The sequence below is a fragment of the Streptomyces sp. NPDC002884 genome, from assembly GCF_040295245.1.
GTDB lineage: Bacteria > Actinomycetota > Actinomycetes > Streptomycetales > Streptomycetaceae > Streptomyces.
The window spans coordinates 1-22,568 of the sequence record NZ_JBEOVB010000012.1 but is presented as its reverse complement, the minus strand read 5'-3'; the positions used below and the strand labels follow the sequence as shown (position 1 = coordinate 22,568).

The following is a 22,568-nucleotide window of genomic DNA, read 5'->3' as shown; positions in this document are numbered from 1 at the left end:
GTGGAGCGGGTGCGCGTTTCGTCTGCGCTTCCTTCCGCGTTTCAGTCCTGCGGCCGGCCGAGTGCGCGGTGCAGGCCCTGCTCGATGTCCGGGGCGCTGATCGAGCCGTAGCCGAAGACGAAGCCCGGGCGCGCGGAGCGGTCGGCGGCGACCTCCGACAGGGTGTGCACGGCCACGCCGGCTGCCCGGGCCCGGCCGGCCCGGTACGCGAGGGCTTCGGGGTCGGCGAGACGGCCGCGGGTGAACGTGGTCACGTGCAGGCCCGCGGCGGACGGCACCAGCTCGGCGAGGCCCGCGAAGCGGTCGGTGAGCACGCGGGTGACGGCTCGGTGCCGGATCGCGTACGTGTGCTGCATCCGGCGGATGTGCCGGGCGAGCAGCCCGTCGTCGACGAAGTGGGCGAGCGCCGCCTGCGTGGGGACCGCCGTGTGCCAGTCGGCGGTGTACTTGGCGGTGCGCAGGGCCGTGCGCAGCGGGGCGGGCGCCACGAGGAAGCCGACGCGCAGGGAGGGCAGCATCACCTTGGAGAACGACCCCACGTAGATGACGTGTCCGTCCCGGTCCAGACTCCGCAGCGTCTCGACCGGCCGCCCGCCGAAGCGGAATTCGCTGTCGTAGTCGTCCTCGATCACCGCCGCGCCGTGCCGCCGTGCCCACCGCAGCAGCGCCGTTCTGCGCCGCAGGGACATCGGCATGCCGAGCGGGAACTGGTGGGCGGGGGTGACGTAGACGGCACGGGTGTCCGGCGGGAGGGCGTCCACCAGCAGGCCCTCGGCGTCCACCGGGATGCCTGTGACCTCGGCGCCCTGCGCCAGGAACGCCAGCCGGGCCGGCGGGTATCCGGGTTCTTCGACGGCCACCCGGTCGCCCGGTTCGAGCAGCACCCGCCCGATGAGGTCCAGGGCCTGCTGCGTGGAGGTGGTGACCAGTATGTCGTCCGGGCCGGTCCGCACGCCGCGGGAGAGTCCGATGTGCCGGGCGAGTGCGGTCCGCAGCCCGGTGTGGCCGGCCGGGTCGCCGTATCCGGCCGACCCGGCCGCCGAGAGGCGCAGTTCCCGGGCGATCAGGGGACGCCAGGCGTGGTAGGGGAAGAGCCGGGCGTCCGGCAGGCCGACGCGGAAGTCGTGGGCCGCCGTGGTCGGTCCCCTGGTCTCCGGTGCCGCCCACGGGGACAAGCCCTCCCACAAGGCGCGCGGGCGCAGTCCGGAGCCGGTGGTGTCGGCGGCGGTCGCGGCCTCGTGCGTGGGCAGGCCCGTCGTGCGCACATAGGTCCCGGAACCGACTCTGCCGTCCGCGTAGCCCTCGGCGACGAGCCGTTCGTAGGCCACGCCGACGGTGTTGCGGGCCACCGCGAGGCGGCGACTCAACTCCCGAGTCGGGGGCAACGGATCGCCGGGCCGCAGCAGCCCCTCGTGGATCGCGGTGCGCAGCTGACGGTAGATCTGGCCGGACAGGTCGCGCTGCCCGTCGAGCCTGACGTGCACGTCCATCTCGGCCTTCCGTTTCCGGCCCGGCAGTTGTCGGCTCCGAGTCCGGCAATTGGCTCAACCATTCGGGAGCTTATTGGCTCTGGAGCTGGACCGCTGGGTGATTTTAGGCTCCGGCCATGGACATACGACGACTCGACCGCCAGGCGCTGTTGCTGACCGGGGAGGTGATCTCGGGGGTGAAGCCCGACCACTTGAGGTGGGCGACGCCGTGCGCGGACTGGAGCCTGTACGGCCTGCTTCGCCATCTGGTCAGCCAGAACGAGGGGTTCGCCGCCTCCGCTCGCGGCGCGGGTGAGCCGTGGGCCGTATGGCACGCCGGCGATCTCGACGATGACCCGGCCGCAGCGTACGAGGCGTCGGCGGCCGAGGTCACCGCGGCCTTCGCGGAAGACGGGGTGCTGGAGCGTCGGTTCGCGCTGCCGGAGGTGGGGGAGGGCTTCGCCGTCCCCGGACGGACAGCGATCGGATTCCACCTGCTCGACTACGTGGCGCACGCCTGGGACGTGGCGGTGACGATCGGCGCCCCATGGGAGCCCGCCGCCGAACTCACCACCGCCGCGCTGAGCATCGCCGCTCTGGTCCCGGACGAGGGCCGCGGGGCCGGTGCCGCGTTCCGCCGGCGGATCGCAGTCCCTGACAACGCCCCGCCGGGCGACCGGTTGCTCGCCCTGCTCGGCCGCGACCCGTCCTGGAGGCCGGGGCCGTGCTGAGGAGCCGCTGGTACCAGGGCCCGGCCGGGGACTCCCTCGGAGACGGCGACGGCGCCGGCGACGGCGCCGCGCCGAATGGCAACGGCAACGGCAACGGCAACGGCAACGGCAATGGCAACGGCAATGGCGTGCGTGGTTGTCAGAGCGGTCCGGTGATCGTCAGCGCCACCGACTTCACCAGCGACGCATACCGAGACCTGCCCGGAATCGCGCGTCGCGGCTTCGTGCTGCGGCGCCGCTGGCCGCATCTCGACGGAGCGGTCGGCATGTGGTTGTGGGTCGCGCCCTTGGCCCGGCGCTGCGGATCGGTCTCGGTATGGAGCGGTCGGCGAGCTCTGGCCGATTTCGTACGCCTGCCGGAGCATGTCGAGATCATGGACAGGTACCGCGAGCGAGGCACGACCCGGTCGGTGATCCGGGAGTACGAGAGCTTCGACGCGGCGCGGATCCGGCAGGACGCGGAGGCATGGCTGATGTCGGACGATCGCCACCGTGGCGCGCGGGGGGCGCCACGGCGGAACGGATGACGGCCGCTTCTCGGCCCAAGGGTCGAGACCACGAGCCGGAATCGGTCCGGCCCACGACTGAGACAGACCACAGGCTCCAGGTCAGGACACCGGTGAAGCCACACGAGGCGTGGGGGGTGCTCGGCAGGTCGAAGGCCTGCTGGGCGTGTCCCGCGGCGGGAGTGGGATTTCGGTTGCTTGCTTGCTTGCTTGCTTGCTGGCGTCCGCGTAGCAGGGGAGTGGGCGCCGCCTGCGCGGTCTCTGCCCGCGGGCTCAGGCGAGGGCGGCGACCAGCAGGGCGAAGGCGGCGACGATGACGGCGACGCGGACGTAGTGGAAGCGGTCCCAGCGGTTCATCTGCTGCTTCCAGTCGGCGGGCAGGCCGTCGGCGGTCCACGTCTTGACCCGGTTGTTGATCGGGACGAGCAGCAGGATCGACATGACCACGCTGAGGATCAGCAGCGTGGAGGCGGTGACGACGAGGCCGGCGCCGCGATGGTGCCATCCGGCGATGGCCCAGACCGCGCCGAGGACGAGCGAGCTGATGTACCAGAACGGCATCACGGCGCCGAGCAGCCGGGCCCCGTGGACGCGGCCGCGCAGGCCGTTGTCGCCGGGGAGGCCGTTGAGGATCGGGTTGACGAAGAAGGCGACGGAGAACTCCACCCCCACCATCACGCCGACGACCACGGTGGTGAAGACCTCGAGTGCATTGAGCATGACGACCCCTCCTGAGATCTAGCGTTGCTAGATGATGAGGCAACGCTAGTACTGCTGCCGCTCGATTGTCTAGCGGTGCTAGGATCGAGTCATGTCGGTACAGGAACGCAAGGAGCGCGAACGGGCGGTCCGCGAGCGCCTCATCGTGGCGACGGCCCGCGAACTCGCCGAGCAGCAGGGCTGGGACGCGGTCACCACCCGTCGGCTCGCCGAGCGCATCGAGTACAGCCAGCCCGTCCTCTACAGCCATTTCCGCGGCAAGCGCGAGATCATCGGCGCCGTCGCCCTCGAGGGTGCTGCCGAGATGGCCGCGGCGTTGCGAGCCGCGGCAAGCGCGGCGGACGGCCCGCGCGCCCGCGTCACCGCCCTTGCCCGCGCCTACCTCGACTTCGCCGAGCGCAACCCGGCGGTCTACGACGCCGTGTTCCAGCTCGACGGCGGCCTGGCGTTCGCGAAGGAGGACACCCCGGAGCCGTTGAAGGACGCCTTCGACGCCCTGCTGGAGAGCCTCGGCGAGGTCGCCGGGGACGGCGTCCACCCGGCGCTGTTCACCGAGGTGTTCTGGGCGGCCCTGCACGGACTGGCGACCCTGACCCGGGCGCGACGGCTGCCGCCCGGGGACACTGAGCGAAGGGTGGAGCTGCTGGTGGGCCGACTCGCAGAGTGGGCGCGCTGATCAAGGCAGTCCCCCCGCTGCCCGTGGCCCAGTTGTACGCGCTTGACATACCCCTGCTGCGAACGCCTGGGAAGAACGATCTGCTCCAGGTGCTGTGGTGTCCCTGAGCTGTCAGTTGATCTGTCGGCGCCTGTTCCTGATGCGGCCGTGCCGCGACGGTCTTGGTGGGTCCCGGGTTCGTTGCGTGCGTCCGTCGGCCGTGCTTGGCTCGTGCGATGAACTTTTTGTTGACGGCGAGTGGCCTGCGTAACGAGACGCTGCGGGATGCGCTGCGGGAGATGCTGGGAAAGCCGTTCGGATCGGCGAACGTCGTGTTCGTTCCCACGGCGTCCGTCGCCGAGCCCGGGGACCACGGGTGGGTCGTCGAGGACATGAACCGACTGCACGGCCTCGGCTGGCGGGAGTTCGACGTCCTGGAGCTGAACGGCCTGCCCCGGCAGATGGTGCTCGACCGGCTGCTGCACGCCGACGTCGTCTACGTCGAGGGCGGCAGCCACTACCACCTCGCGCGCAGCATCACCGGCAACGGCCTGGCCGACGGCTTCCTGGAGGCGCTGGAGAGCCGGGTCTACGTGGGGGTCAGCGCCGGATCGATGATCTTCAGCCGTCATCTCACCGCACACTCCGCCGACGTCATCGGGGACACCGCGGACCTTCACGTGCTCGGCGCGACGAGGGTGGAGCCGCCGTTCGGCCTCTTCGACTGGTATCTCAAGCCCCACCTGTACTCGCCGGACTTCCCCGAGCGGGACGACGCCTGGGCCGATCGCATCGCTGCGCGGGCGGACTTCCCGATCTACTTCATCGACGACGAGACGGCCGTCCGCGTCAGGGACGGCAAGGTGGATGTCATCTCGGAAGGACGGTGGCGGCACCATCCGTGACTCGACCCGTCCTCGTCGGCAAGGTGACGAAGCGTTCGTGTGATCAACGAATCGCTCATGAGGCACGCCGGGGTCGGACTCCTTGCGGGAGACGCCGTGCCGGGCCCGGGCCCGGTAGCGAGAGGCGGCGAGTGGGTTGATCGTGTAGACCTGCCGGCTTTCCGTCAGTTGGGGGCGCCGGGCGGGAGGGGAGTCGGTGATGTCGTCCCGGCCGGGAGCGGCTCGGCGAGTCGGGAGGTGATGGCGTGTGCCGCCTCCCGCTGCTGGGCGTCCCCCGTGCGCAGGAGCGCCGCGAGGGAGCGCAGCGCGTCGCGGACGGTCGCGTCGACCGTGGAGTGCGCGATGCCTCCCGCGAGGACGGCGAACAGGTGGTGAAGGACTGTCCACCCTGCGGTGTGGGTCACGGCGTCCGCTCCGGTGACCGTGGCCTCCACGGGGTCCTTCCGAAGCCAGGTGGCCGCGAACACGGCGTCCAGGACGTCGGCGACACCGGGTACCGCCGGATCGGCCGCGTGCTGCCAGGCCAGCCGGTTCAGCCTGGTGGGTTCGACGAGTGGTTCGGCCACGGCGGTCACCGCCGCCGCGGCCGCGGTGAGCGGGTCGAAGACCCGGCCGGCCCGGGTGGCGAGGTACTGGTCGGTCCGGTCGTGGCGGATCGCGGGCGGGGTGAGGACGTTCAGCACGGCCGGGGGCAGTGCCAGTTCCTCGGCGCGCAGGAGGGATGCGAGGCGGGCGAGGGCCTCGTGCTGGAGGTCGGCCGCCACGGGCCGGGTGCCCACATCGGGGTCGCCGGCCCAGGCGTAGCCGTAGCGGACTCCGCCCAACAGCCGTGCCACGGCCTGGATCTCGTGCCGGTGCAGCAGGTGCAGGATCGCCGCCCGTTCCTCGAGCTCGCCGCTCTGGCGGTTCGGGGGCACCGCGCCGGCGCCGAACGCGGCCAGGGCGGTCCGCCGCACCTCCAGGATGCTGTCGAGCGCCTCCAACGCGTCGCCACCGGTCACCCACGGGACGGCGTCCGCGTGCGCCGCGTGTGGACCGTGCCCGTCCTCGTCGGTCAGGTACACCAGGCCCGACTCGGCCGCGGTGCGCCGGAGTTCGGCGAGAGCGGTCTCCTCGTCGCGGCCCGGGAAGCGGCCGTAGGCGTGGGCGACGAGGAAGTGGTCCCAGGGGCCGAGCCCGTCCGCGTAGGCGCCGGACGCGTCGATACGGCCGTCCTCGCCGACCACGATCCGGGCGTGCGGATAGTCCATCACGGACGGCTTGGCGTGGTGGGTGCTGGCGTAGTTGTGCATGAACCCCAGGGCGTGGCCGATTTCGTGTGCGGCCAGCTGGCGAAGGCGCGCGAGGATCAACTCCTCCACGGCTGCCAGGCGTTCGCCTTCGTCGGGACGGCCGTACGGGGTCAGCAGGGCCTCGCCGAGCGCGCGTACCTGCTCCACGCGCTGCGAGCCGAGCCGGACCCGGCCGAGGACGATCTCGCCGGTGCGCGGATCGGTCAGGCCCGCGCCCATGGACCAGCCGCGTCCGGCGCGGTGCACCCACCACACGGCGTTGACGGACGGGTCGTGGAGGTCGGTGGTGTCGTCGGCGACCTCCACGCGGAAGGCGTCGGTGAATCCCGCGCCCTCGAAGGCCGCCCGCCACCAGTTGCCGCCCTCGACGACGGCAGAGCGCAGGGGTTCGGGTATGGCGGGGTCCACCAGGAAGACGATGGGGCGGCGCACGCCGGTGACGGCCGCCGAGGGGTCGAGCGGTTCCAGACGGAACCGGGGCTGGAGGCGGACGGTGGGGGAGTCGCCGCCGGTGAGGCGGGCGTGGTCGGCGTGGCCGATGGCGTAGGCGCCGGAGCCCGGGTGGTAGCGGCGCGCGGGCAGGGCGGGGTCGGGCAGCGGCAGGAAGAGCAGATGCTGCACGAGGCTGACGTAGCGCGGGTCGGGCACCACCTCGCGCAGTGCCGCTCCGGTACCGGGACCGCGCAGGGTGAGCAGGGCGGACAACCGGGCGCGTCCGTCGCGGGAGAAGCTCTGGCCGGGGAGCGGCAGGCTGCGGTCGGGTTCGAGTGTGTGCCCGCCCTGCTCACTCTGCGTCAGGTGGGTGACGAGGTCCTGGTGGTCCGCGACGGCCAGCGTGCCGGCGTCCACGACGACGACGCCGTCCTCCTCGCGCAGCACCGGCGCACTCCACAGCACGGACACCGCGAAGGACTCCTCGCCCGCCCGGCGGGCCGCCGTGTCACCGTGGGCGAGGTGGTGCTTGTTGTGCTGGACAAGCAGGACCCGGGAGCCGACACGCCGGAAGGACGCGACACGTACCTTGCCGGGCCGGGCGCGATCGGGCAGCAGACGGCTGGTGCCGACCCCCGTGCCGAGGGCGGCGATCAGGAGGAACGGCGTGTCGAAGTGGCGTACACCTACCAGGAGTCGGCCTCCGTCGGGGTCGTGCGCGATGTCGAGCATGGGGGAGCCTTTCTTCTCGTGGGCGAGTGCACGGAGGGCGAGTGCACGGAGGGCGAGTGCACGGAGGGCGAGGACGGGGCGGCGCCCGGCGTCGGAACGGAATGCCGCTGGGGCACGTCGCGCTCTCGTGCGTATCCAGCGGTATCCAACCGCATCCAGTCGTGCTCGGTCGTTTCCCTGCGATCGCCGGCTTCGGCCGCGGTTTCCCTCGCGATCTTGACCAGGTGGTCGGACCGAGGGTCAGGGTCGGGTGCGGGCGAGGGCGGCCAGGCGTACGTCCCGGTTGCGGCCGAGGTGGGCGACCACCTCGGCACGCGCCCTGTCGGCGTCGTGTTCGCGGATCGCGGCGATGATCCGGGCGTGTTCCTCGTGGGTGAGGTCGCGGTTGGCGGGGGCGACTGTCGGGGCGCGGTCGAACAGCCGCATCTGGATGATCAGCCGGTCGAGCAGTCCGGACACGATGGAGTTGTGCCCGGCGAGCCACAGCGCCTGGTGGAAACCGGCGTTGGCGTCGGCCGCCTCCTCTGTCTCGGACGCCGCCGACAGGCTGTCGTGGTGATGGGTGATACGGGCGAGATCGAGGTCGGTGCGGCGCAGTGCGGCAGCGGCTGCCGCCGCCGACTCCAGGGCGATCCGGGCCTCGTACAACTCCAGGATGTCCTCGGCGGTGATGGCCGGGACGCGGTAGCCACGGGGGACGCGTTCGAGCAGGCCGTCCTGTTCGAGGCGGTTCAGTGCCTCGCGCACGGGGGTGCGGGAGACGCCGTACCTGCTGCCCAGGGCGGTCTCCAGCAGGAGTGATCCGGGGTCGATGGTGCCGTCGATGAGGTCCTGGCGCACCTGCCGGTACATGCCCAAGCCGGAGTCCGCGGGAACCTCGCGCTCACGCGCCGCTTCGGGAGCCGACTTCTCGGCGGGGTGTTTCGGGGCAGGGCTCACGGGGGCGTCCATCCTTATTGGTCGTCCTCGACGGTCGGTGCCCCATTGAAGCACGTGGGCCAACGAGCGAGTTCACATGGTTGACATCAGTATCCACTTGAATACGCCTGGATTCGCTGCGAATCATTGAAGACATGAGTTCCGCCCACGACACGGTCGACCTCCTGTCGGCGATGATCCGCAACGCCTGTGTGAACGACGGCAGTCCGGACTCCGGCCAGGAGTCGCGCAACGCCGGGGTTCTCCTCGACTACCTCTCCGACACCTCCGTGCAGGTCGAGGTGGTCGAGCCGCACCCCGGACGCGTCAGTGCCGTCTTCCGGGTGCCGGGCCGTCACCGTGACGCTCCGGCGCTGACCTTGCTCGGACACACCGACGTCGTCCCCGCCGACCCCCGCACCTGGACGCACGACCCGTTCTCCGGAGCGGTGCGCGACGGGATCGTCTGGGGACGCGGCGCCATCGACATGCTCAACCTCACCGCCGCCATGGCGGTGGTGACACGTGCGGTGGCCCGCAGACCACGGCCGCTCGCCGGCGACCTGGTCTTCGCGGCCGTGGCCGACGAGGAGTCCGGCAGCCGGTTCGGCGCCGGCTGGATCGCCCGCCACCGCCCCGAACTGCTGGCCTGGGACCACGCCCTGACCGAGAGCGCCGGGGCGCACGTCGGCTCGGGCGCGGTGAGCGTCACCGTCGGAGAGAAGGGCTCCTTCCCGCGCCGGCTCCTCGTACGGGGCCGCTCCGGACACGGCTCGATGCCCTGGGGGGCACGGAACGCGGCAGTGATCGCCGCCGAGGCGGTGGCCCGCATCGCCCGGCACCGTCCCGCGGCCCGCACCGACGAACGCTGGGAGGCGTTCGTCCACGCACAGGAACTGCCTCCCGCCGTCACGTCCGCGCTGCTGGACCCGGCCACCCTCGACGACCATCTGCACCGTCTGGGGGAGACGGCCCGCTTCGCCCACGCCCTGACCCACCTCACCCTCACCCCGACCATCGTGCGGGCCGGCGGCAAGATCAACGTGATCCCCGGCACCGCCGCGGTGGACATCGACATCCGCGCCCTGCCGGGGCAGAGCGAGGACGAGGCCGACGCCGAACTCCGCGCCGCGCTCGGCGATCTCACCGAGCACATCACCGTCGAACCGCTCGGCTCCCGCACGCCCTCGCAGTCCCCGCCCGGCCGGCTGTACGACACGATCGGCGCCGCTGTGAGCCGCCGGTTCCCCGGCCGCGGACCGCTGCCGTTGCTGACGGCCGGCGGCACCGACGCCCGTTTCGTGCGCGAACGGGGCGGCCTGGCCTACGGATTCGGCCTCTACAGCTCCGACTGGGACGTCGGCCGCTACCGCCGCCTGTTCCACGGCGACGACGAACACGTCGATGTCGAAAGCCTCCGACTGACCACCGACGCGTTGCAGGACGTCGTCGAGTCCTTCCTGGAAGAAGAACGATGAGCACCGAGCAGGAACCGCCCACCGGACAAGAACCCTGGCAGTGGCCCGAACCGGTCTGGCGCGGCCTCGTCGAGCACGTGCGCGCCGGCCGCGATCTCACCCCCGCCTCCTGGCCGGGCGGCGCCGCCGTAGCCGTGGCCGTCTCCTTCGACAGCGACCACGAGACACCCGCCCTGCGCGACGGCCACACCACGCCCGGTGTGCTGGCCGCCGGCGAGTACGGGGCACGCGTCGCCGTGCCTCGCATCCTGGCCCTCCTGGAGCGACACGGGGTGCCCGCGTCGTTCTTCGTGCCCGCCGTCTCCGCGCTGCTGCACCCCGGCGAGATCGCCGACTACGCCGCGGCCGGCCACGAGGTCGGCGTCCATGGCTGGATCCACGAGCGCAACACCCTCCTGACCCGCGCCGCCGAGCGCGACCTCACCCTGCGCAGCCTGGACGTCCTGGAGAGGCTCTCCGGCAGCCGCCCGGTGGGCATCCGCACCCCGTCCTGGGACTTCTCCCCGGACACCCTCGGCATCATCCGCGAACTGGGCTTCCTCTACGACTCCTCGCTGATGGCCGCCGACGACCCCTACGAACTGCTGGAGGACGGCCGCCCCACGGGCGTGGTCGAACTCCCCGTGGAGTGGATCCGCGACGACGCCCCGTACTTCGGCATGGCCCGCTACACCGGCCTGCGCCCCTACACCCCGCCGCACGAGGTGTTGCGGGTGTGGCGGGACGAGTTCGACGGAGCCCGCCGCGACGGCGGCCTCTTCCAGCTGACCCTGCACCCCTCCATCTCCGGACACCGCTCCCGGATCTGGCTGCTGGACGAACTCCTGCGCCACATCACCTCCTCGGGCCCGGTCTGGTTCGCCACCCACGAGCAGATCGCCCACCACGTACGCACCGCAGGAGGCCTCGCATGAGCCCGCACGCCCTCGTCACCGGCGCCGCGTCCGGCATCGGCGCCGCCATCGCCGACGACCTCGCCGCCCACGGCTGGCGCATCACCGGCGTCGACCTCAGAGCCGACGCCCTGCGCGTCGCGCTCGACGCGATCCACGACAGGCACGCCGTGCCCGTCCGGGCCGTCACCGGAGACCTGGCCGACGCCGACTTCGCCGCCGCGCTGGTCGACGAGGCCTGGTCCGAGGCACCGGTCGACGGACTGGTCAACGCCGCCGGCATCTACCCGGCGATCCCCTTCGAGGAGCTGACCCCCCACCTGTGGGACCGGGTGCAGCACGTCAACGTCCGCGCGGCGGTGCTCACCGCACAGCGCCTCGCCCACCACGCCCGCCCGGCCGGCCGCACTCCGGCCGTCGTCAACATCGCCTCGGGCGCCGCGCTGCGCGGCCGCCCGGGCGCCGCCCACTACGCCACCTCCAAGGCCGCCCTCGTCATGGCGACGAAGGCGACCGCCGTGGAGCTCGGCCCCCACGGCATCCGCGTCAACGCCGTCTCGCCCGGCTTCGTCGATGTGGACAGCCCCGTCAACCCCGTCACCCCCGGCTACGCCGACGCCGTCGGCCGCTCCCTGCTGCCGGGCCGGGCCGAGGCCGCCCACATCGCACCCGCGGTCCGCTTCCTCCTCGGCGCCGAGGCCGCCTGGATCACCGGCGCCAACCTGCCGGTCGACGGCGGCGGTTCCGCCGGCACCACCGCCCTTCCCCACCACTGGCCCGAACCCACTCCCTGGCAGCTCGGCAGCACGGAGGCCACAGCATGAGCACCTACACCCTCGTCGGCGCCGGAGCGATCGGCGCGACCCTCGGCCACGCCCTCGCCCGCGACGGGCACCACGTCACCCTCGTCGACACCGACGCCGACCACATCGCCGCGATCCGCGCGAACGGGCTCGCCATCCGCCGCCCCGACGGCACCGACGACACCGTACGGGTCGCCGCCGCGCACACCACCGACGACCCGGACCTGCCACCGCTGTCCGGCCCCGTGCTGCTGGCCGTGAAGTCGCAGCACACCGCCGACGCCGCCCAGTGGATCGCGGCCCGGCTCTCCGGCGACGGCTACGTGGTGTCCGCCCAGAACGGCCGCAACGAACCCGTCATCGCCGACCACGTCGGCGCCGACCGCACGCTCGGGATCTTCGTCAACATCTTCGCGGACTACCTGGAGCCCGGGGTCATCCGCGACGGCGGGCCGGGCGCCCTCGCCGTCGGCCTGCCCGACGGGGGCGTTCCCGACCGGCGGGTCCTGGACCTCGCCGCCGACCTGCGCGCCTACGGGCCGGTCACCGCCACCGCCAACCTCCCCGGCTTCCGCTGGGCCAAGCGAGGCTTCGGCGCGATCCTCGGCGTCACCACCCTCGTCGACGCGCCGATCGCCGAGATCGTCGACGCCCACCGCGACCTGGCGTCCGCCGCCGCCGCGGAGAGCACCGCCGTCGCCGTCGCCGAGGGCGTCACCCTGGAGGCGTTCGACGCGTACGAGCCGTACGCCTTCTCGGCCGCCGCCTCCGACCGGGCCCGCACCGCCGCCCTCGACCGGCTCGTCGCCTGGCTGGCCACCCAGCCCAAGGACCGCAGCGGAGTCTTCCGTGACATCGCGGTGCGCCGCCGGCCCATCGAACGCCCCAGCCGCGACGACGGCTACCCGGCCCTCGCCGAACGCCACGGTGTCGCCACCCCGGTGGGCCGCGCGCTCGGCCGACTGCTCGCCGAGATCGAGGCGGGCACCCGCTCCTTCTCCCGCGCCAACCTCGACGACCTCCGCAAGGAAGCCGCCACCGCGTAAGCGCCTCCAGGCCTGCCCGGCCCCGGCCGTATCAGCCCGGTCGTCCCCGGACCGCCGACGGCGACACCACGCCGTGCACCGGCGAACCGGCTCAGCCGCACCGGCCGGATCAGGATCCTGCTCCGGCCGGCGCCGTACCTGAACCGCCGACGGCGACACCTCGCCACACGATCGGCGAACCGGCCCACCCACCCCGGACGAAGCCGCCCCTGTTCCGACCACCGCCGTGTCCGGGCCGCTGATGGCGACACCTCGCCATGCCCCGCCCCGCATCGGCGACCGGCTCACCGAACAGCCGGCGACGCCCCGCCCCCGCCGCACACACCCTCCGAAAGGCCCTGTCATGCGGACACTCCCGCCCCACGCCCTGCGCAGCGCAGCCGTACCGGCTCTGGCGCTCTCGCTCGCCGCCGTCCTCGCGGGCTGCGGTACCGGCACCGGCACCTCGAACGCCGGTGCCTCCGCCTCGCCGAAAGCCGGCGGCAGCCTGAAGATCGCCATCGACTCCGACCCGGTCTGCCTGGACCCGCAGCAGTCGACCCTGATCGCCAGCGCCGTCATCAACCGCCAGATCGTCGACTCCCTCATCGCGCAGGACCCCGGCACCGGCAAGTTCGTCAGCTGGCTCGCCGACACCTGGAAGGCGTCCACCGACGCCAAGTCCTTCACCTTCCACCTGCGCCCCGGCATCACCTTCTCCGACGGCACCCCTGTCGACGCGGCAGCCGTCAAGGCCAACTTCGACGCGATCGTCGCCGCCGGCGCCAAGTCGCCCTACGGCAGCCAGTACCTGCTGGGCTATACCGGCACCCAGGTCAAGGACGCGCAGAACCTCACCGTCACCTTCGACCGCCCCAACGCCCAGTTCCTGATGGCCGCCTCGACCCCCACCCTCGGCCTGCTGTCCACCGGCAGCCTCAAGACCTCGCTCGCCGACCGCTGCACCGGCAAGGGCCTCATCGGCTCCGGCCCCTTCACGTTCTCTTCGTACACACGGAACTCCAGCACCACCATCGTCAAGCGCACCGGCTACAAGTGGCCCTCCGCGCTCGACAAGCACACCGGCGACGCCTACCTCGACAAGGCGACGTACAACGTGGTCGGCGAGCCCAGCGTCCGCTCCGGCAGCCTCAAGTCGGGCCAGGTCGACGTCGCCACCACCCTGCTCCCGACCGACGAGAGCACCCTCAAGAGCGCCGGCTACACCCTCCTCGCCCGCGTCAACCCCGGCGTCGTCATCGGAGCCGCGCCCAACCTCAAGAGCTCGAAGATCCTCCAGGACGCCGACGTGCGCGAGGCGATCCAGCTCGCCATCGACCGGCAGCAGATCACCGACACCGTCCTGTCCCCGTCCTACGGCGTCGCCAAGAGCATCCTCGGCTCCACCACTCCCGGCTTCACCGACCTGGCCGCCGACCTCGAGGCCGATCCGGCCGAGGCCGCCGCACTGCTCGACGCCGACGGCTGGAAGAAGGGCTCCGACGGCATCCGCGCCAAGAACGGCAAGAAGCTGTCGATCAGCCTCCTGTACTTCTACCAGCCCAACGTGATCGAGGCCGTCCAGCAGCAACTGCGCGCCGTCGGCATCGACCTGAAGCTGAAGCAGGTCACCGCCGCCGAGTACGCCGCCGCCTCCGCCAAGGGCGACTACGACCTGCGCTCCACCTCCGTCAGCCGCCCCGACCCCGACATCCTGCGCGCCATGTTCTCCAAGTCGGCCGGAAACCTGGACTGGTTCACCGGCACCGAGGCCCAGCAGGCCCAGCTGGAGAAGCTCCTCGCCGCCCAGCTCGCCACCACCGACACCGCCGAGCGCAACAAGCTCGCCGCCCAGGCCCAGGAGATCCTGATCAAGGAGGGCTACGCCTTCCCCTTCAGCCAGCTCACCCAGGTCGTCGGCATCTCCTCCAAGATCACCGGCATCCGCTACGACGCCGCGTCCCGCATCCTCCTCTACGACGCGGGCCGGACCTCCTGATGACCCGCTACCTGATACGCCGTGGCGCCACCGCGCTGCTCGTCCTGTGGGCGGCGTTCACCGGCACCTTCCTGCTCATGTACCTGCTGCCCGGCGACCCGGTCGAGATGATGCTCGGCCCGGAAGCCCTGCAGAGCACCCCGCCGCAGCAGATCCGCGCCCTGCGCGCGGAATTCGGCACCGACCGCCCGCTGATCGTGCAGTACGGCGACCAGCTGTGGCACCTGCTCCGCCTCGACCTCGGCCGGTCCTTCCAGCAGAAGACCCCCGTCGGAGACCTGCTGGCGGCGGCGTTCCCACCGACCCTGACGCTGGCGGCGACCGCTCTGGTCCTCGGGGTGCTGCTGGGCGCCGCTCTCGCGGTGTGGACCGAGACCACCCGCAGCACCCGGCTGCGCGGCCTGCTGCGGGCCCTGCCCGCCGTGGGAGTCGCCATGCCCACCTTCTGGGTCGGCCTGATGCTGCTGCAGCTGTTCTCGTTCCGCTGGGGCCTGTTCCCCGCCTTCGGCGACCAGGGCGTTCCCACGCTCGTCCTGCCGGCCGTCACCCTGGCACTGCCGCTGGCCGCGGTGACCGCCAAGGTTCTCTCCGACGGCATCTCCACCACCCTGGCGGAGCCCTTCGTGCAGGTCCTGCGCGCCAAGGGCGTCGGCACCGCACGGCTGTTCACCCGGCACGTGCTGCGCAACGCCTCGCTGCCGACCCTCACCACCGTCGGCGTATGGACCGCGCAGCTGTTGGGCGGCGCGGTCCTCACCGAGACCGTGTTCTCCAGGCCCGGACTGGGCCAGACCGCCGAGAGCGCGGTCTCCGCCCGGGACGTACCGGTCGTCCAGGGCGTGGTGCTCTTCGCGGCGGCCGTGTTCGTCCTGATCAGCCTGAGCGTCGACCTGCTGTACGGGATCATCGACCCGCGGATCCGGCTGACGGCGGTGACCGCGTGAGCGCCCCCACCGCCGCGACGGCCCCGACCGCGGGCGCATCCGCCGGGACTGCCGGAACCACCGGGCCGGACGGATCCGCGCCCGCGCGAAGCGCCCGCCGCCGGCTTCCGGGGCCCGGCCTGGTCCTGTCGTGGCTCGTCCTGGCCGTCGTCGTGCTGTGGGCGCTGTTCCCCGGCCTGTTCACCTCGCAGGACCCACTGCTTGGAGACCCTGCGGAGAAACTGCTCGGCCCGTCCTGGCAGCACCCCTTCGGCACGGACCAGCTCGGCCGGGACCTGTACGCGCGGGTCGTCCACGGCGCGTGGCTGTCGCTGGGCGGCGTGTTCCTCGCGGTCGCGCTGGCCGTGGTCGTCGGGTCGCTGCTGGGGCTCCTCGCCGGCTACTTCGGCGGACTGGTCGACGAGTGCGTGATGCGCGTGTGCGACGTCCTGCTCGCCATACCGAGCCTGCTGCTGTCGATGGCCATCATCACGGTGCTCGGCCATGGATCGGTGAAGGTGGCGGTCGCCGTCGGCGTCGCCGGAGTGGCCGGTTTCGCCCGCACCGTGCGCAGTGAAGTGCTCAAGGTGCGCGAGTCCGGTTACGTCGAGGCGGCGCGAGCCGCCGGCGTGCACCGCTGGAAGGTGGTGGCCCGGCACGTCGTGCCCAACTCCTACCGGCCCGCGCTGGTACTGGCCACCGTGGAGTTCGGCACCTCCCTGCTCGCCATCGCCGGACTGAGCTTCCTCGGCTACGGCGAACCGCCGCCCCAGCCCGAATGGGGATCGCTGATCTCCGGAGGCCGTGACTACCTCCAGAACGCGTGGTGGCTCACCACGGTTCCGGGCCTCGTCGTCGTGGCGATCGTCCTTTCCGTCAACCGCATCTCCCACTTCCGGAGAACCGCATGACCTCTCCCCTCGAACCGCGGACGGCACCGGGAGCACGACACCGTCCCGTCGCCGACCCGCCGTCCGTGACGGCGCCGGAGCCGGAGGCGCCCGCGGCTCCGGCCGCGACAGGAACCGCGCTCTCGGTGCGCGGTCTGTCCGTCGCCTACGCGGGACGGCCCCCGGTCGTCCAGGACGTGACGTTCGACGTGCCGGCCGGTCAGGTCGTCGCCCTGGTCGGTGAGTCGGGTTCCGGCAAGAGCACCACCGCGCTGGCCGCACTCGGGCTCCTGCCCCCGACGGCGCACGTCGTGGCGGGCACGGTCGTCTTCGACGATGTCGGTGACCTGCTCGGCCTGCCCGCATCCCGCCTGCGGTCCCTGCGCGGCGCGGACATCGGGTTCGTCCCCCAGGACCCTGGTGTCTCGTTGGACCCCACGCAGCGGATCGGCCCCCAGGTGGCCGAGACGCTCCTGGTGCACGGGCGCTGCGACCGGGCACAGGCGGCCCGCCGGGCTGTCGAGATCCTCGAGCTCGCCGGGCTCGACGACCCGGCCCGGCGCGCACGCCAGTACCCCCACGAACTGTCCGGAGGCATGCGTCAGCGCGTGCTCGTCGGTATCGCCTGGGCCTGTGAGCCCCGGCTGATCATCGCCGACGAACCGACCAGCGCGCTCGACGTCACCGTGCAGCGGCAGATCCTCGACCACCTGGACCGGCTGCGCACCAGGTCGGGCACCGCACTGCTGCTGGTGACGCACGACCTGGCCGTGGCAGCGGACCGGGCCCAGCACATCGTCGTCCTCTCCGGAGGCCGCGTGGTCGAGCAAGGGCCGCCGGACAAGGTGCTGCACGATCCGGACGACGACTACACCCGCCTGCTCGTCCGCAGCATCCCCGGACGCGGGCGCGGCCGCGGGCGCGCAGAGCGACGCGGGCCAGGGCCGGGGCTGGGGAGGGGGAGCGACCCCGGCCCCGGGGCCGAGGACGGACGCGACGCCGGACGCGACGACGGACCCGATGCCGGAATCCAGGGCACCGCACCAACGCGGCAGCGCCCCGCGCCGCTGGTGCAGGTGACGAACCTGGTCAAGGAGTTCGACGCCCGTCGCCCCGACGGCAGCCCGTTCCGTTTCCGCGCGGTGGACGGCGTGAGCTTCACCGTGGCGCGCGGCGAGACCCTCGCCCTGGTCGGCGAGTCCGGTTCGGGGAAGTCGACCACCGCACGCACGGTGATGGCGCTGGAGCGCCCCACCAGCGGGTCCGTCGACTTCGACGGCGTCCCGCTGCACTCCGTGCGCGCCCGGGACCTGCGCCGGTTGCGGAGGCGCTTCCAGCTCGTCCAGCAGAACCCGTACAACTCCCTGAGTCCGCGGCTGAGCGTCGAAAGCATCGTCGCCGAACCCCTGCGCGCCTTCGGCGTCCCCCGCGACCCCGGCAGGATCCCCGCCCTGCTGGAACGCGTGGGCCTCGCTCGCTCGCTGGCCGCGCGCCGTCCCGCGGAACTGTCCGGCGGACAGCGCCAGCGCGTCGCCATCGCTCGCGCCCTGGCACTCGAACCCGACCTCGTGGTCTGCGACGAACCGGTGTCCGCCCTGGACGTCACGACCCAGGCCCAGGTCCTGGACCTGCTGGCCGAACTCCAGACGGAACTGGGCCTGAGCTACCTGTTCATCTCACACGATCTGGCCGTGGTCCGGGACATCGCGGACCGGGTGGCGGTGATGCGGACCGGCCGAGTCGTCGAAACGGGACCGACGGCGGGCGTCTTCGACGATCCGAAGGAGGAGTACACCGCCCACTTGCTGGCGTCGGTCCCGGGTGGCCGCTGAGAGGCGCTCGCCCGATGAGGCCGTGCTGCCGGCAGGCGACGCACCGGGTGAGGTTTCCGACGTCCCCGCCTGCTCGGCGCGGGGCGACTTCCCCGACGCCGGCGGCGAGCACGGAGTCGATCCGCGGCCTTGCCGTGCAGACCATCAGTGGTAGGGCGTAGGCCCGCAGCCGGTATGCCACCGGCTGACTCTCGTCGCGGGCGGCCGACAGCGGCCGCATGGTCTCCGCACGGGGCGATCCCGCAGTCGCCGAGTGGTCCGGGTCGCTCACCGGCTGCCGCACCTCGGCGAGGAGCTGCGGCGGCCGGCCGGCCGGATTCGAGAAGCGCCCTGCGCCCGTGCCGATGAGGCGGGTGCAGTGCTCGGCGTCGCCTCGCCCACGAGCCTTACGAGTGTTCGCCGAGTTGGAGGACGCCCGCGAGGGAGAAGCACAGGGCGCCGGTGAGAGTGCCCCAGTTGGCGATGTCGGCGTTGACCAGGCTGCCGGTGGCGGGCCGGGTGTAGGCGGCGAGCGCCGAGACCATGAACAGGACGGACCCGAGCTGGTTGACGGCGACGATCCACCAGCCGAGGTCGTGCGGCCGGACGCAGAGCCGTCCGTGACAGATCTCGACGAAGGCCAGGTGGCCGGAGAGCAGGAAGAGGATGCAGCCGATGACGTCGGGCGCCCAGATCAGCCGGTTGACCTGCTGCACGGACAGGCCCTGAAGAAACGAGTCCAGCAGGTCGACGGCGAAGACGAGTGTGCCGGCGAAGAGGACGAACGTGCTCAGCCAGTCCACCCGCGTCGGCTCATAGCTCCACCATCGCCAGTGGCGGGTGACCAACCGTCCTTCGCCGCCGACGACATGGCGGGGCGCGTTGACCACCTGGAGGAGCGAGACGTAGCCGCCGGTGCTGAAGAACAGGCCGCCCGCGAAGTAGATCGAGGCGCTCTCGGTGGCGTCGCCGGAGCCGAACTGGGCGACAGCCGCGCCGGCCGCGAAGAGGGCCCCGCCGAAGACGAAGGCGATCGCGGCGATGGCGTTGAGGCGACGCAGCCGGGTGATCGACACAGCGTCCGCACGGATGTGACGAGTGGCCGCCGCACTGCGAGGACGAACGGCCAGCACTCCACGCCGCCGCGCGAGCCGGGACTCCCACACGGCGGTGCCGCCGTCGGGAAGATGCCAGGTGAGCCGGGTGGTGAACGGTCCCGCGCCCTCGGCGCGCTGCTCAGGTTGCCCCACGGGCCGAGCCTAGAGCCCGGGCAGGAGCGAAGACGGGCGAAACGCCGCCCCGGCGAGCCGTTGCCGCAGTCCGGGGGCTGCGGCACGGTGCCCGGGCCGGGCCTGCCGAGCTGGTCGAAGGCGATGGAACGGACCGACCGGCCCCGGGCGGCAGCCCGGGGCCGCGCCGCGCCACTGCCCCCTGTTCTGCGACCGCTCGAAGATGAGCCGACCCGCGGCCTCCCGCACGGGTCGCGGGCTTCATGGGCTTCATGGGCCCAGCGTGTGGTGCACTCTCAGATGGGCTGTGCGGCCGGAGATTGGTTTGAGCCTGCGCCGCAGACGCCCCGACGGTGGCGGACGTCCTGCCTCGAACCGCCGTCCGGCGTCCGCGGCGCGGCACGCGTCAGTCCACGATCACCTCGGCGCGCGGGGCCGGGGTCCGGCCGACGAGGGCTCCGTCGAAGTTCCCCTCGACCTCCGCCTTCTCCGCGGAGTTCGGGTACGGGTTCGTGCACGCGGTGCCCGCGCTGGAACCGGACATCAGACTCGAGCAGGGACCGGGCTTGCGATCCGGCAGACCCAGGATGTGCCCGAGTTCGTGGGCGGAGATACGGACCGTGTCATAGCCCTGGTCGACGGCCTGGCGCCCGATGTAGACGGTGCCGCTGCCCAGTGTGGTGGGCAGGGCGCGCGGCCAGCCGTTGTCCGCGAGGACCCGTATGTTCGCCCGTTGCCCGGCGGTGGCGGGTCGGAGCTCGACGGCGTCGACGCTCTCGTTCCAGATCGCCGCGCCCCGGTCGACGGCACTGCGGAACTCCGCGGAGCCGCCGGCGTCATAGATCAGGACACGGGCGGCTGCCGGGGCGTTCGGTGCTTGGGGGGCGGCCGCGGCCTGACCGCCTGTCAGAGCCAGAGACATCAGACAGGCAGCGGCCAGGCCGCCGGTCAGTGTACGGACGTGCATGATCGACCTCCTTGTGGGGGAAGGGCAGTCGTGCTCATGACATTCGTAGAGTCCACTGCCCAACTGGGACGCGGACGAATCCGTCGATGTGGCGGCACCCCGAGCGTGCGGTGCCGCCGGCACTCACCCGACTGCGCCGTCGCGTCCCGGGCTGTCGGCCGGGACGTGGCACCAGGGACAGCTTGAGCGCGGGGTAGGTTGTCGTCGGCTCAGGAGGGAGAGTCGATGTCCGAGCATTTGATCGAGGATCTGGTCGCGGACTCGGTTCGCGTTCTGGACGGGCACGCCGAGGCGGGCGACCCACGTGTACGGGACTGGTTCGCGGCGCTGTACGACTTCCAGGACGGGTACGACTGCTCGTTCACGCACTTCCGCGTGATGGACATCCTGCTGCGCCGTGGGCACACCTACCGCGTGCCGGTCTCCCGGCATCCCGACTACACCGAGCGGGCCGCGTACCTCGACGCGCTGACGGAGTTCACCGCTCTTCGAGGTTTCGACGAGGACGCCCCCGGCTTCGACGGCTACGCGTCCTGGCTCGAAGACGGCTACGTCGAGCCGCCGTTCCTCTACTGCGACGCCGGGACAGCACTCTGGCGGCGCCTGGTCGCCGCCGGACGACTCCACGGCCCCGACGCCGTCCTGCCCCGCCCCGCCCGGTTGATCGAAGTCGTGCGTGAGGTCGCCGTCGCCGCCGAGCAGGCGCAGGACCGCGAACTCATCGGAACGTGGTACGGATTCGGCTGCGGCGCCCTCCTCGGCGGCCCCGCCGGCTGCCCCTTCGACGTCGCCGAACTCGCCGACATGCCTGCCGTGCAAGACCTCCGCGCCGTCGTCCGCCGCACGGACGCCCTGGCTGTTGCCCGACGATCGCCCTACGCGGTCCCCGTGGAGTTCGCCGATGGCGGCGACCTGGAAACCTGGTGGTGGGATCTGTAGGAACGCGGGGCCCGTCCGGCCCGAGAGGCCGTGCCTGTCCTTGGGCGAGGACGGCAATGGCTGCTGACGGCACGGTCGCGCCGATGTCCTACAAATGGATCCAGTAGCGTCGCTTGATGCCGGCGCCGGTGGTGCGGACGTCCTCCAGGACACCACCGTTGCGCTCGATGCTGCGTGCCGATCCGATGTTGTCGTCGTCGCAGGTGACGAGGACCCGGTCCAGGCCGAGCGCACGGGCCTCGGGCAGTACCGCCCCGAGGGCCCACGTGGCCACACCGCGCCTGCGGGAGGAGGGCCGGATGCTGTAGCCGATGTGCCCGCCGACATCGAGCAGAACGGCGTTCAGGTAGTGCCGCAGATCGATGGCTCCCAGATAGCTGTCGCCCTCCACGATCCACCAGTGGGTCGCGTGAACGCGGCCTTCCCCCACGGCGACCGACCTGTCCGACTGTTGTTGCAGTCGCTCAACCCAAGCGGAGAAGACCGCGGGGTTGCCCAGCTCGGCATCGGGAGCGAGACGCAAGCCCGTCCCGTCCTGATGGGCACCCGGTGGCCACTCCTCATAGGCGGCGAGCCACGAAGACTGAAGTCGGCCTGCGGGTGCGATCAGTTCGGGCATGCGGCGACGCTAGCACTGGCCCACCCACCGTGATCACGCAATTCTGCGAGGCGGGTGAGCCGGTCATGCGGCGGGTTGGGGTTCCGGTTCGTTCTCGGTCTGCGTTCCGCCTGTCGGGGGTTCGTCGTCGGCCGGGGTCTTGACCGATTCCAGGAGGAGTTGGGAGACGTCGACGACCTGGATGGATTCCTTGGCCTTGCCGTCGTTCTTCTTGCCGTTGACGGAGTCGGTGAGCATGACGAGGCAGAAGGGGCAGGCGGTGGAGATGATGTCGGGGTTGAGGGAGAGGGCCTCGTCGACGCGCTCGTTGTTGATGCGTTTGCCGATCCGTTCCTCCATCCACATCCGGGCGCCGCCGGCGCCGCAGCAGAAGCCGCGTTCCTTGTGGCGGTGCATCTCCTCGTTCCGCAGGCCCGGGACGCCTGCGATGATCTCGCGCGGGGGCGTGTAGATCTTGTTGTGGCGGCCCAGGTAGCAGGGGTCGTGGTAGGTGATGAGGCCCTCGACCGGGGTGACGGGGATCAGCTTGCCGGCGTCGATGAGGTGCTGGAGCAGCTGGGTGTGGTGGATGACCTCGTAGTCGCCGCCGAGCTGCGGGTATTCGTTGCCCAGGGTGTTGAGGCAGTGCGGGC

Annotated in this window: 21 protein-coding genes; 13 read left to right on the top strand and 8 right to left on the bottom strand. The window is 71.9% G+C overall.

The features are described 5' to 3' along the window. Window positions 1–41 precede the first annotated feature (41 nt). The gene (gene pdxR, locus ABT070_RS23750; RefSeq protein ID WP_351763825.1) at window positions 42–1,490 is read right to left on the bottom strand and encodes a MocR-like pyridoxine biosynthesis transcription factor PdxR; all 1,449 of its coding nucleotides are present in this window, start codon (window positions 1,488–1,490) and stop codon (window positions 42–44) included. 116 nt (window positions 1,491–1,606) lie between these two features. Here pdxR and ABT070_RS23745 point away from each other — a divergent pair, with 116 nt between their 5' ends. Further along, the gene (locus ABT070_RS23745) at window positions 1,607–2,200 is read left to right on the top strand and encodes a TIGR03086 family metal-binding protein (protein WP_351763823.1); all 594 of its coding nucleotides are present in this window, start codon (window positions 1,607–1,609) and stop codon (window positions 2,198–2,200) included. Continuing rightward, the gene (locus ABT070_RS23740; RefSeq protein ID WP_351763821.1) at window positions 2,194–2,727 is read left to right on the top strand and encodes a hypothetical protein; all 534 of its coding nucleotides are present in this window, start codon (window positions 2,194–2,196) and stop codon (window positions 2,725–2,727) included. Before ABT070_RS23745 ends, ABT070_RS23740 begins: the two co-directional genes overlap by 7 nt. 252 nt (window positions 2,728–2,979) lie before the next feature. On the opposite strand, the gene ABT070_RS23735 is transcribed toward ABT070_RS23740, so the two are convergent. Then, window positions 2,980–3,426 (bottom strand): anthrone oxygenase family protein, encoded by a 447-nt coding sequence (locus ABT070_RS23735; RefSeq protein ID WP_351763819.1) that lies wholly within the window; start codon window positions 3,424–3,426, stop codon window positions 2,980–2,982. Between the two features lie 91 nt (window positions 3,427–3,517). Between ABT070_RS23735 and ABT070_RS23730 the strand changes: the two genes are divergently transcribed. After that, on the top strand, window positions 3,518–4,102 hold the full coding sequence (locus tag ABT070_RS23730) for a TetR/AcrR family transcriptional regulator (protein ID WP_351763817.1): 585 nt from the start codon (window positions 3,518–3,520) through the stop codon (window positions 4,100–4,102). A gap of 215 nt (window positions 4,103–4,317) precedes the next feature. Then, window positions 4,318–4,986 (top strand): Type 1 glutamine amidotransferase-like domain-containing protein, encoded by a 669-nt coding sequence (locus ABT070_RS23725; protein ID WP_351763815.1) that lies wholly within the window; start codon window positions 4,318–4,320, stop codon window positions 4,984–4,986. 164 nt (window positions 4,987–5,150) lie between these two features. On the opposite strand, the gene ABT070_RS23720 is transcribed toward ABT070_RS23725, so the two are convergent. After that, window positions 5,151–7,442 carry a zinc-dependent metalloprotease gene (locus ABT070_RS23720; protein ID WP_351763813.1) on the bottom strand — a complete coding sequence of 764 codons (2,292 nt, stop codon included), beginning with the start codon at window positions 7,440–7,442 and terminating at the stop codon, window positions 5,151–5,153. 240 nt (window positions 7,443–7,682) lie between these two features. Further along, the gene (locus tag ABT070_RS23715; RefSeq protein WP_351763811.1) at window positions 7,683–8,381 is read right to left on the bottom strand and encodes a GntR family transcriptional regulator; all 699 of its coding nucleotides are present in this window, start codon (window positions 8,379–8,381) and stop codon (window positions 7,683–7,685) included. 134 nt (window positions 8,382–8,515) lie between these two features. Between ABT070_RS23715 and ABT070_RS23710 the strand changes: the two genes are divergently transcribed. The 8 genes from ABT070_RS23710 (at window position 8,516) to ABT070_RS23675 (ending at window position 18,203) form a co-directional block, all read left to right on the top strand. After that, window positions 8,516–9,838 carry a M20/M25/M40 family metallo-hydrolase gene (locus ABT070_RS23710; RefSeq protein WP_351763809.1) on the top strand — a complete coding sequence of 441 codons (1,323 nt, stop codon included), beginning with the start codon at window positions 8,516–8,518 and terminating at the stop codon, window positions 9,836–9,838. Next, a complete protein-coding gene (locus tag ABT070_RS23705; RefSeq protein ID WP_351763807.1) occupies window positions 9,835–10,752 on the top strand; it encodes a polysaccharide deacetylase family protein in 918 nt (305 codons plus the stop codon). The genes ABT070_RS23710 and ABT070_RS23705 overlap by 4 nt, the downstream gene beginning before the upstream one ends. After that, window positions 10,749–11,555 (top strand): SDR family NAD(P)-dependent oxidoreductase, encoded by an 807-nt coding sequence (locus ABT070_RS23700; RefSeq protein WP_351763805.1) that lies wholly within the window; start codon window positions 10,749–10,751, stop codon window positions 11,553–11,555. Before ABT070_RS23705 ends, ABT070_RS23700 begins: the two co-directional genes overlap by 4 nt. After that, window positions 11,552–12,580: a ketopantoate reductase family protein gene (locus tag ABT070_RS23695; RefSeq protein WP_351763803.1), complete on the top strand. Its 1,029-nt coding sequence runs from the start codon at window positions 11,552–11,554 to the stop codon at window positions 12,578–12,580. The genes ABT070_RS23700 and ABT070_RS23695 overlap by 4 nt, the downstream gene beginning before the upstream one ends. A gap of 343 nt (window positions 12,581–12,923) precedes the next feature. Further along, window positions 12,924–14,558, top strand: coding sequence for an ABC transporter substrate-binding protein (locus ABT070_RS23690; protein ID WP_351763801.1), 1,635 nt, complete (start codon window positions 12,924–12,926; stop codon window positions 14,556–14,558). Beyond that, window positions 14,558–15,502, top strand: a complete 945-nt coding sequence (locus ABT070_RS23685) for an ABC transporter permease (RefSeq protein WP_351763800.1) — start codon at window positions 14,558–14,560, stop codon at window positions 15,500–15,502. The genes ABT070_RS23690 and ABT070_RS23685 overlap by 1 nt, the downstream gene beginning before the upstream one ends. Then, the gene (locus tag ABT070_RS23680; protein ID WP_351763798.1) at window positions 15,499–16,392 is read left to right on the top strand and encodes an ABC transporter permease; all 894 of its coding nucleotides are present in this window, start codon (window positions 15,499–15,501) and stop codon (window positions 16,390–16,392) included. Before ABT070_RS23685 ends, ABT070_RS23680 begins: the two co-directional genes overlap by 4 nt. Further along, complete coding sequence (locus ABT070_RS23675; RefSeq protein ID WP_351763796.1) at window positions 16,389–18,203, top strand: dipeptide ABC transporter ATP-binding protein; 1,815 nt, start codon at window positions 16,389–16,391, stop codon at window positions 18,201–18,203. The genes ABT070_RS23680 and ABT070_RS23675 overlap by 4 nt, the downstream gene beginning before the upstream one ends. Before the next feature lie 386 nt (window positions 18,204–18,589). Here ABT070_RS23675 and ABT070_RS23670 read toward each other — a convergent pair whose 3' ends face one another. Beyond that, entirely contained in the window at window positions 18,590–19,432 is an 843-nt protein-coding gene (locus ABT070_RS23670) for a hypothetical protein (RefSeq protein ID WP_351763794.1), read from the bottom strand. Window positions 19,433–19,817: 385 nt separating this feature from the next. After that, window positions 19,818–20,378: a snapalysin family zinc-dependent metalloprotease gene (locus ABT070_RS23665; protein ID WP_351763792.1), complete on the bottom strand. Its 561-nt coding sequence runs from the start codon at window positions 20,376–20,378 to the stop codon at window positions 19,818–19,820. A gap of 225 nt (window positions 20,379–20,603) precedes the next feature. On the opposite strand from ABT070_RS23665, the gene ABT070_RS23660 reads away from it, so the two are divergent. After that, complete coding sequence (locus ABT070_RS23660) at window positions 20,604–21,317, top strand: hypothetical protein (RefSeq protein WP_351763790.1); 714 nt, start codon at window positions 20,604–20,606, stop codon at window positions 21,315–21,317. Window positions 21,318–21,405: 88 nt separating this feature from the next. Here the strand turns inward: ABT070_RS23660 and ABT070_RS23655 are convergent, their stop codons facing one another. Both ABT070_RS23655 and ABT070_RS23650 read right to left on the bottom strand, forming a co-directional pair. Continuing rightward, complete coding sequence (locus tag ABT070_RS23655; RefSeq protein ID WP_351763788.1) at window positions 21,406–21,936, bottom strand: GNAT family N-acetyltransferase; 531 nt, start codon at window positions 21,934–21,936, stop codon at window positions 21,406–21,408. A gap of 63 nt (window positions 21,937–21,999) precedes the next feature. Then, window positions 22,000–22,568, bottom strand: a 569-nt coding sequence (locus tag ABT070_RS23650; protein ID WP_351763786.1) for a (Fe-S)-binding protein, incomplete at its 5' end; no start/stop codon positions are given.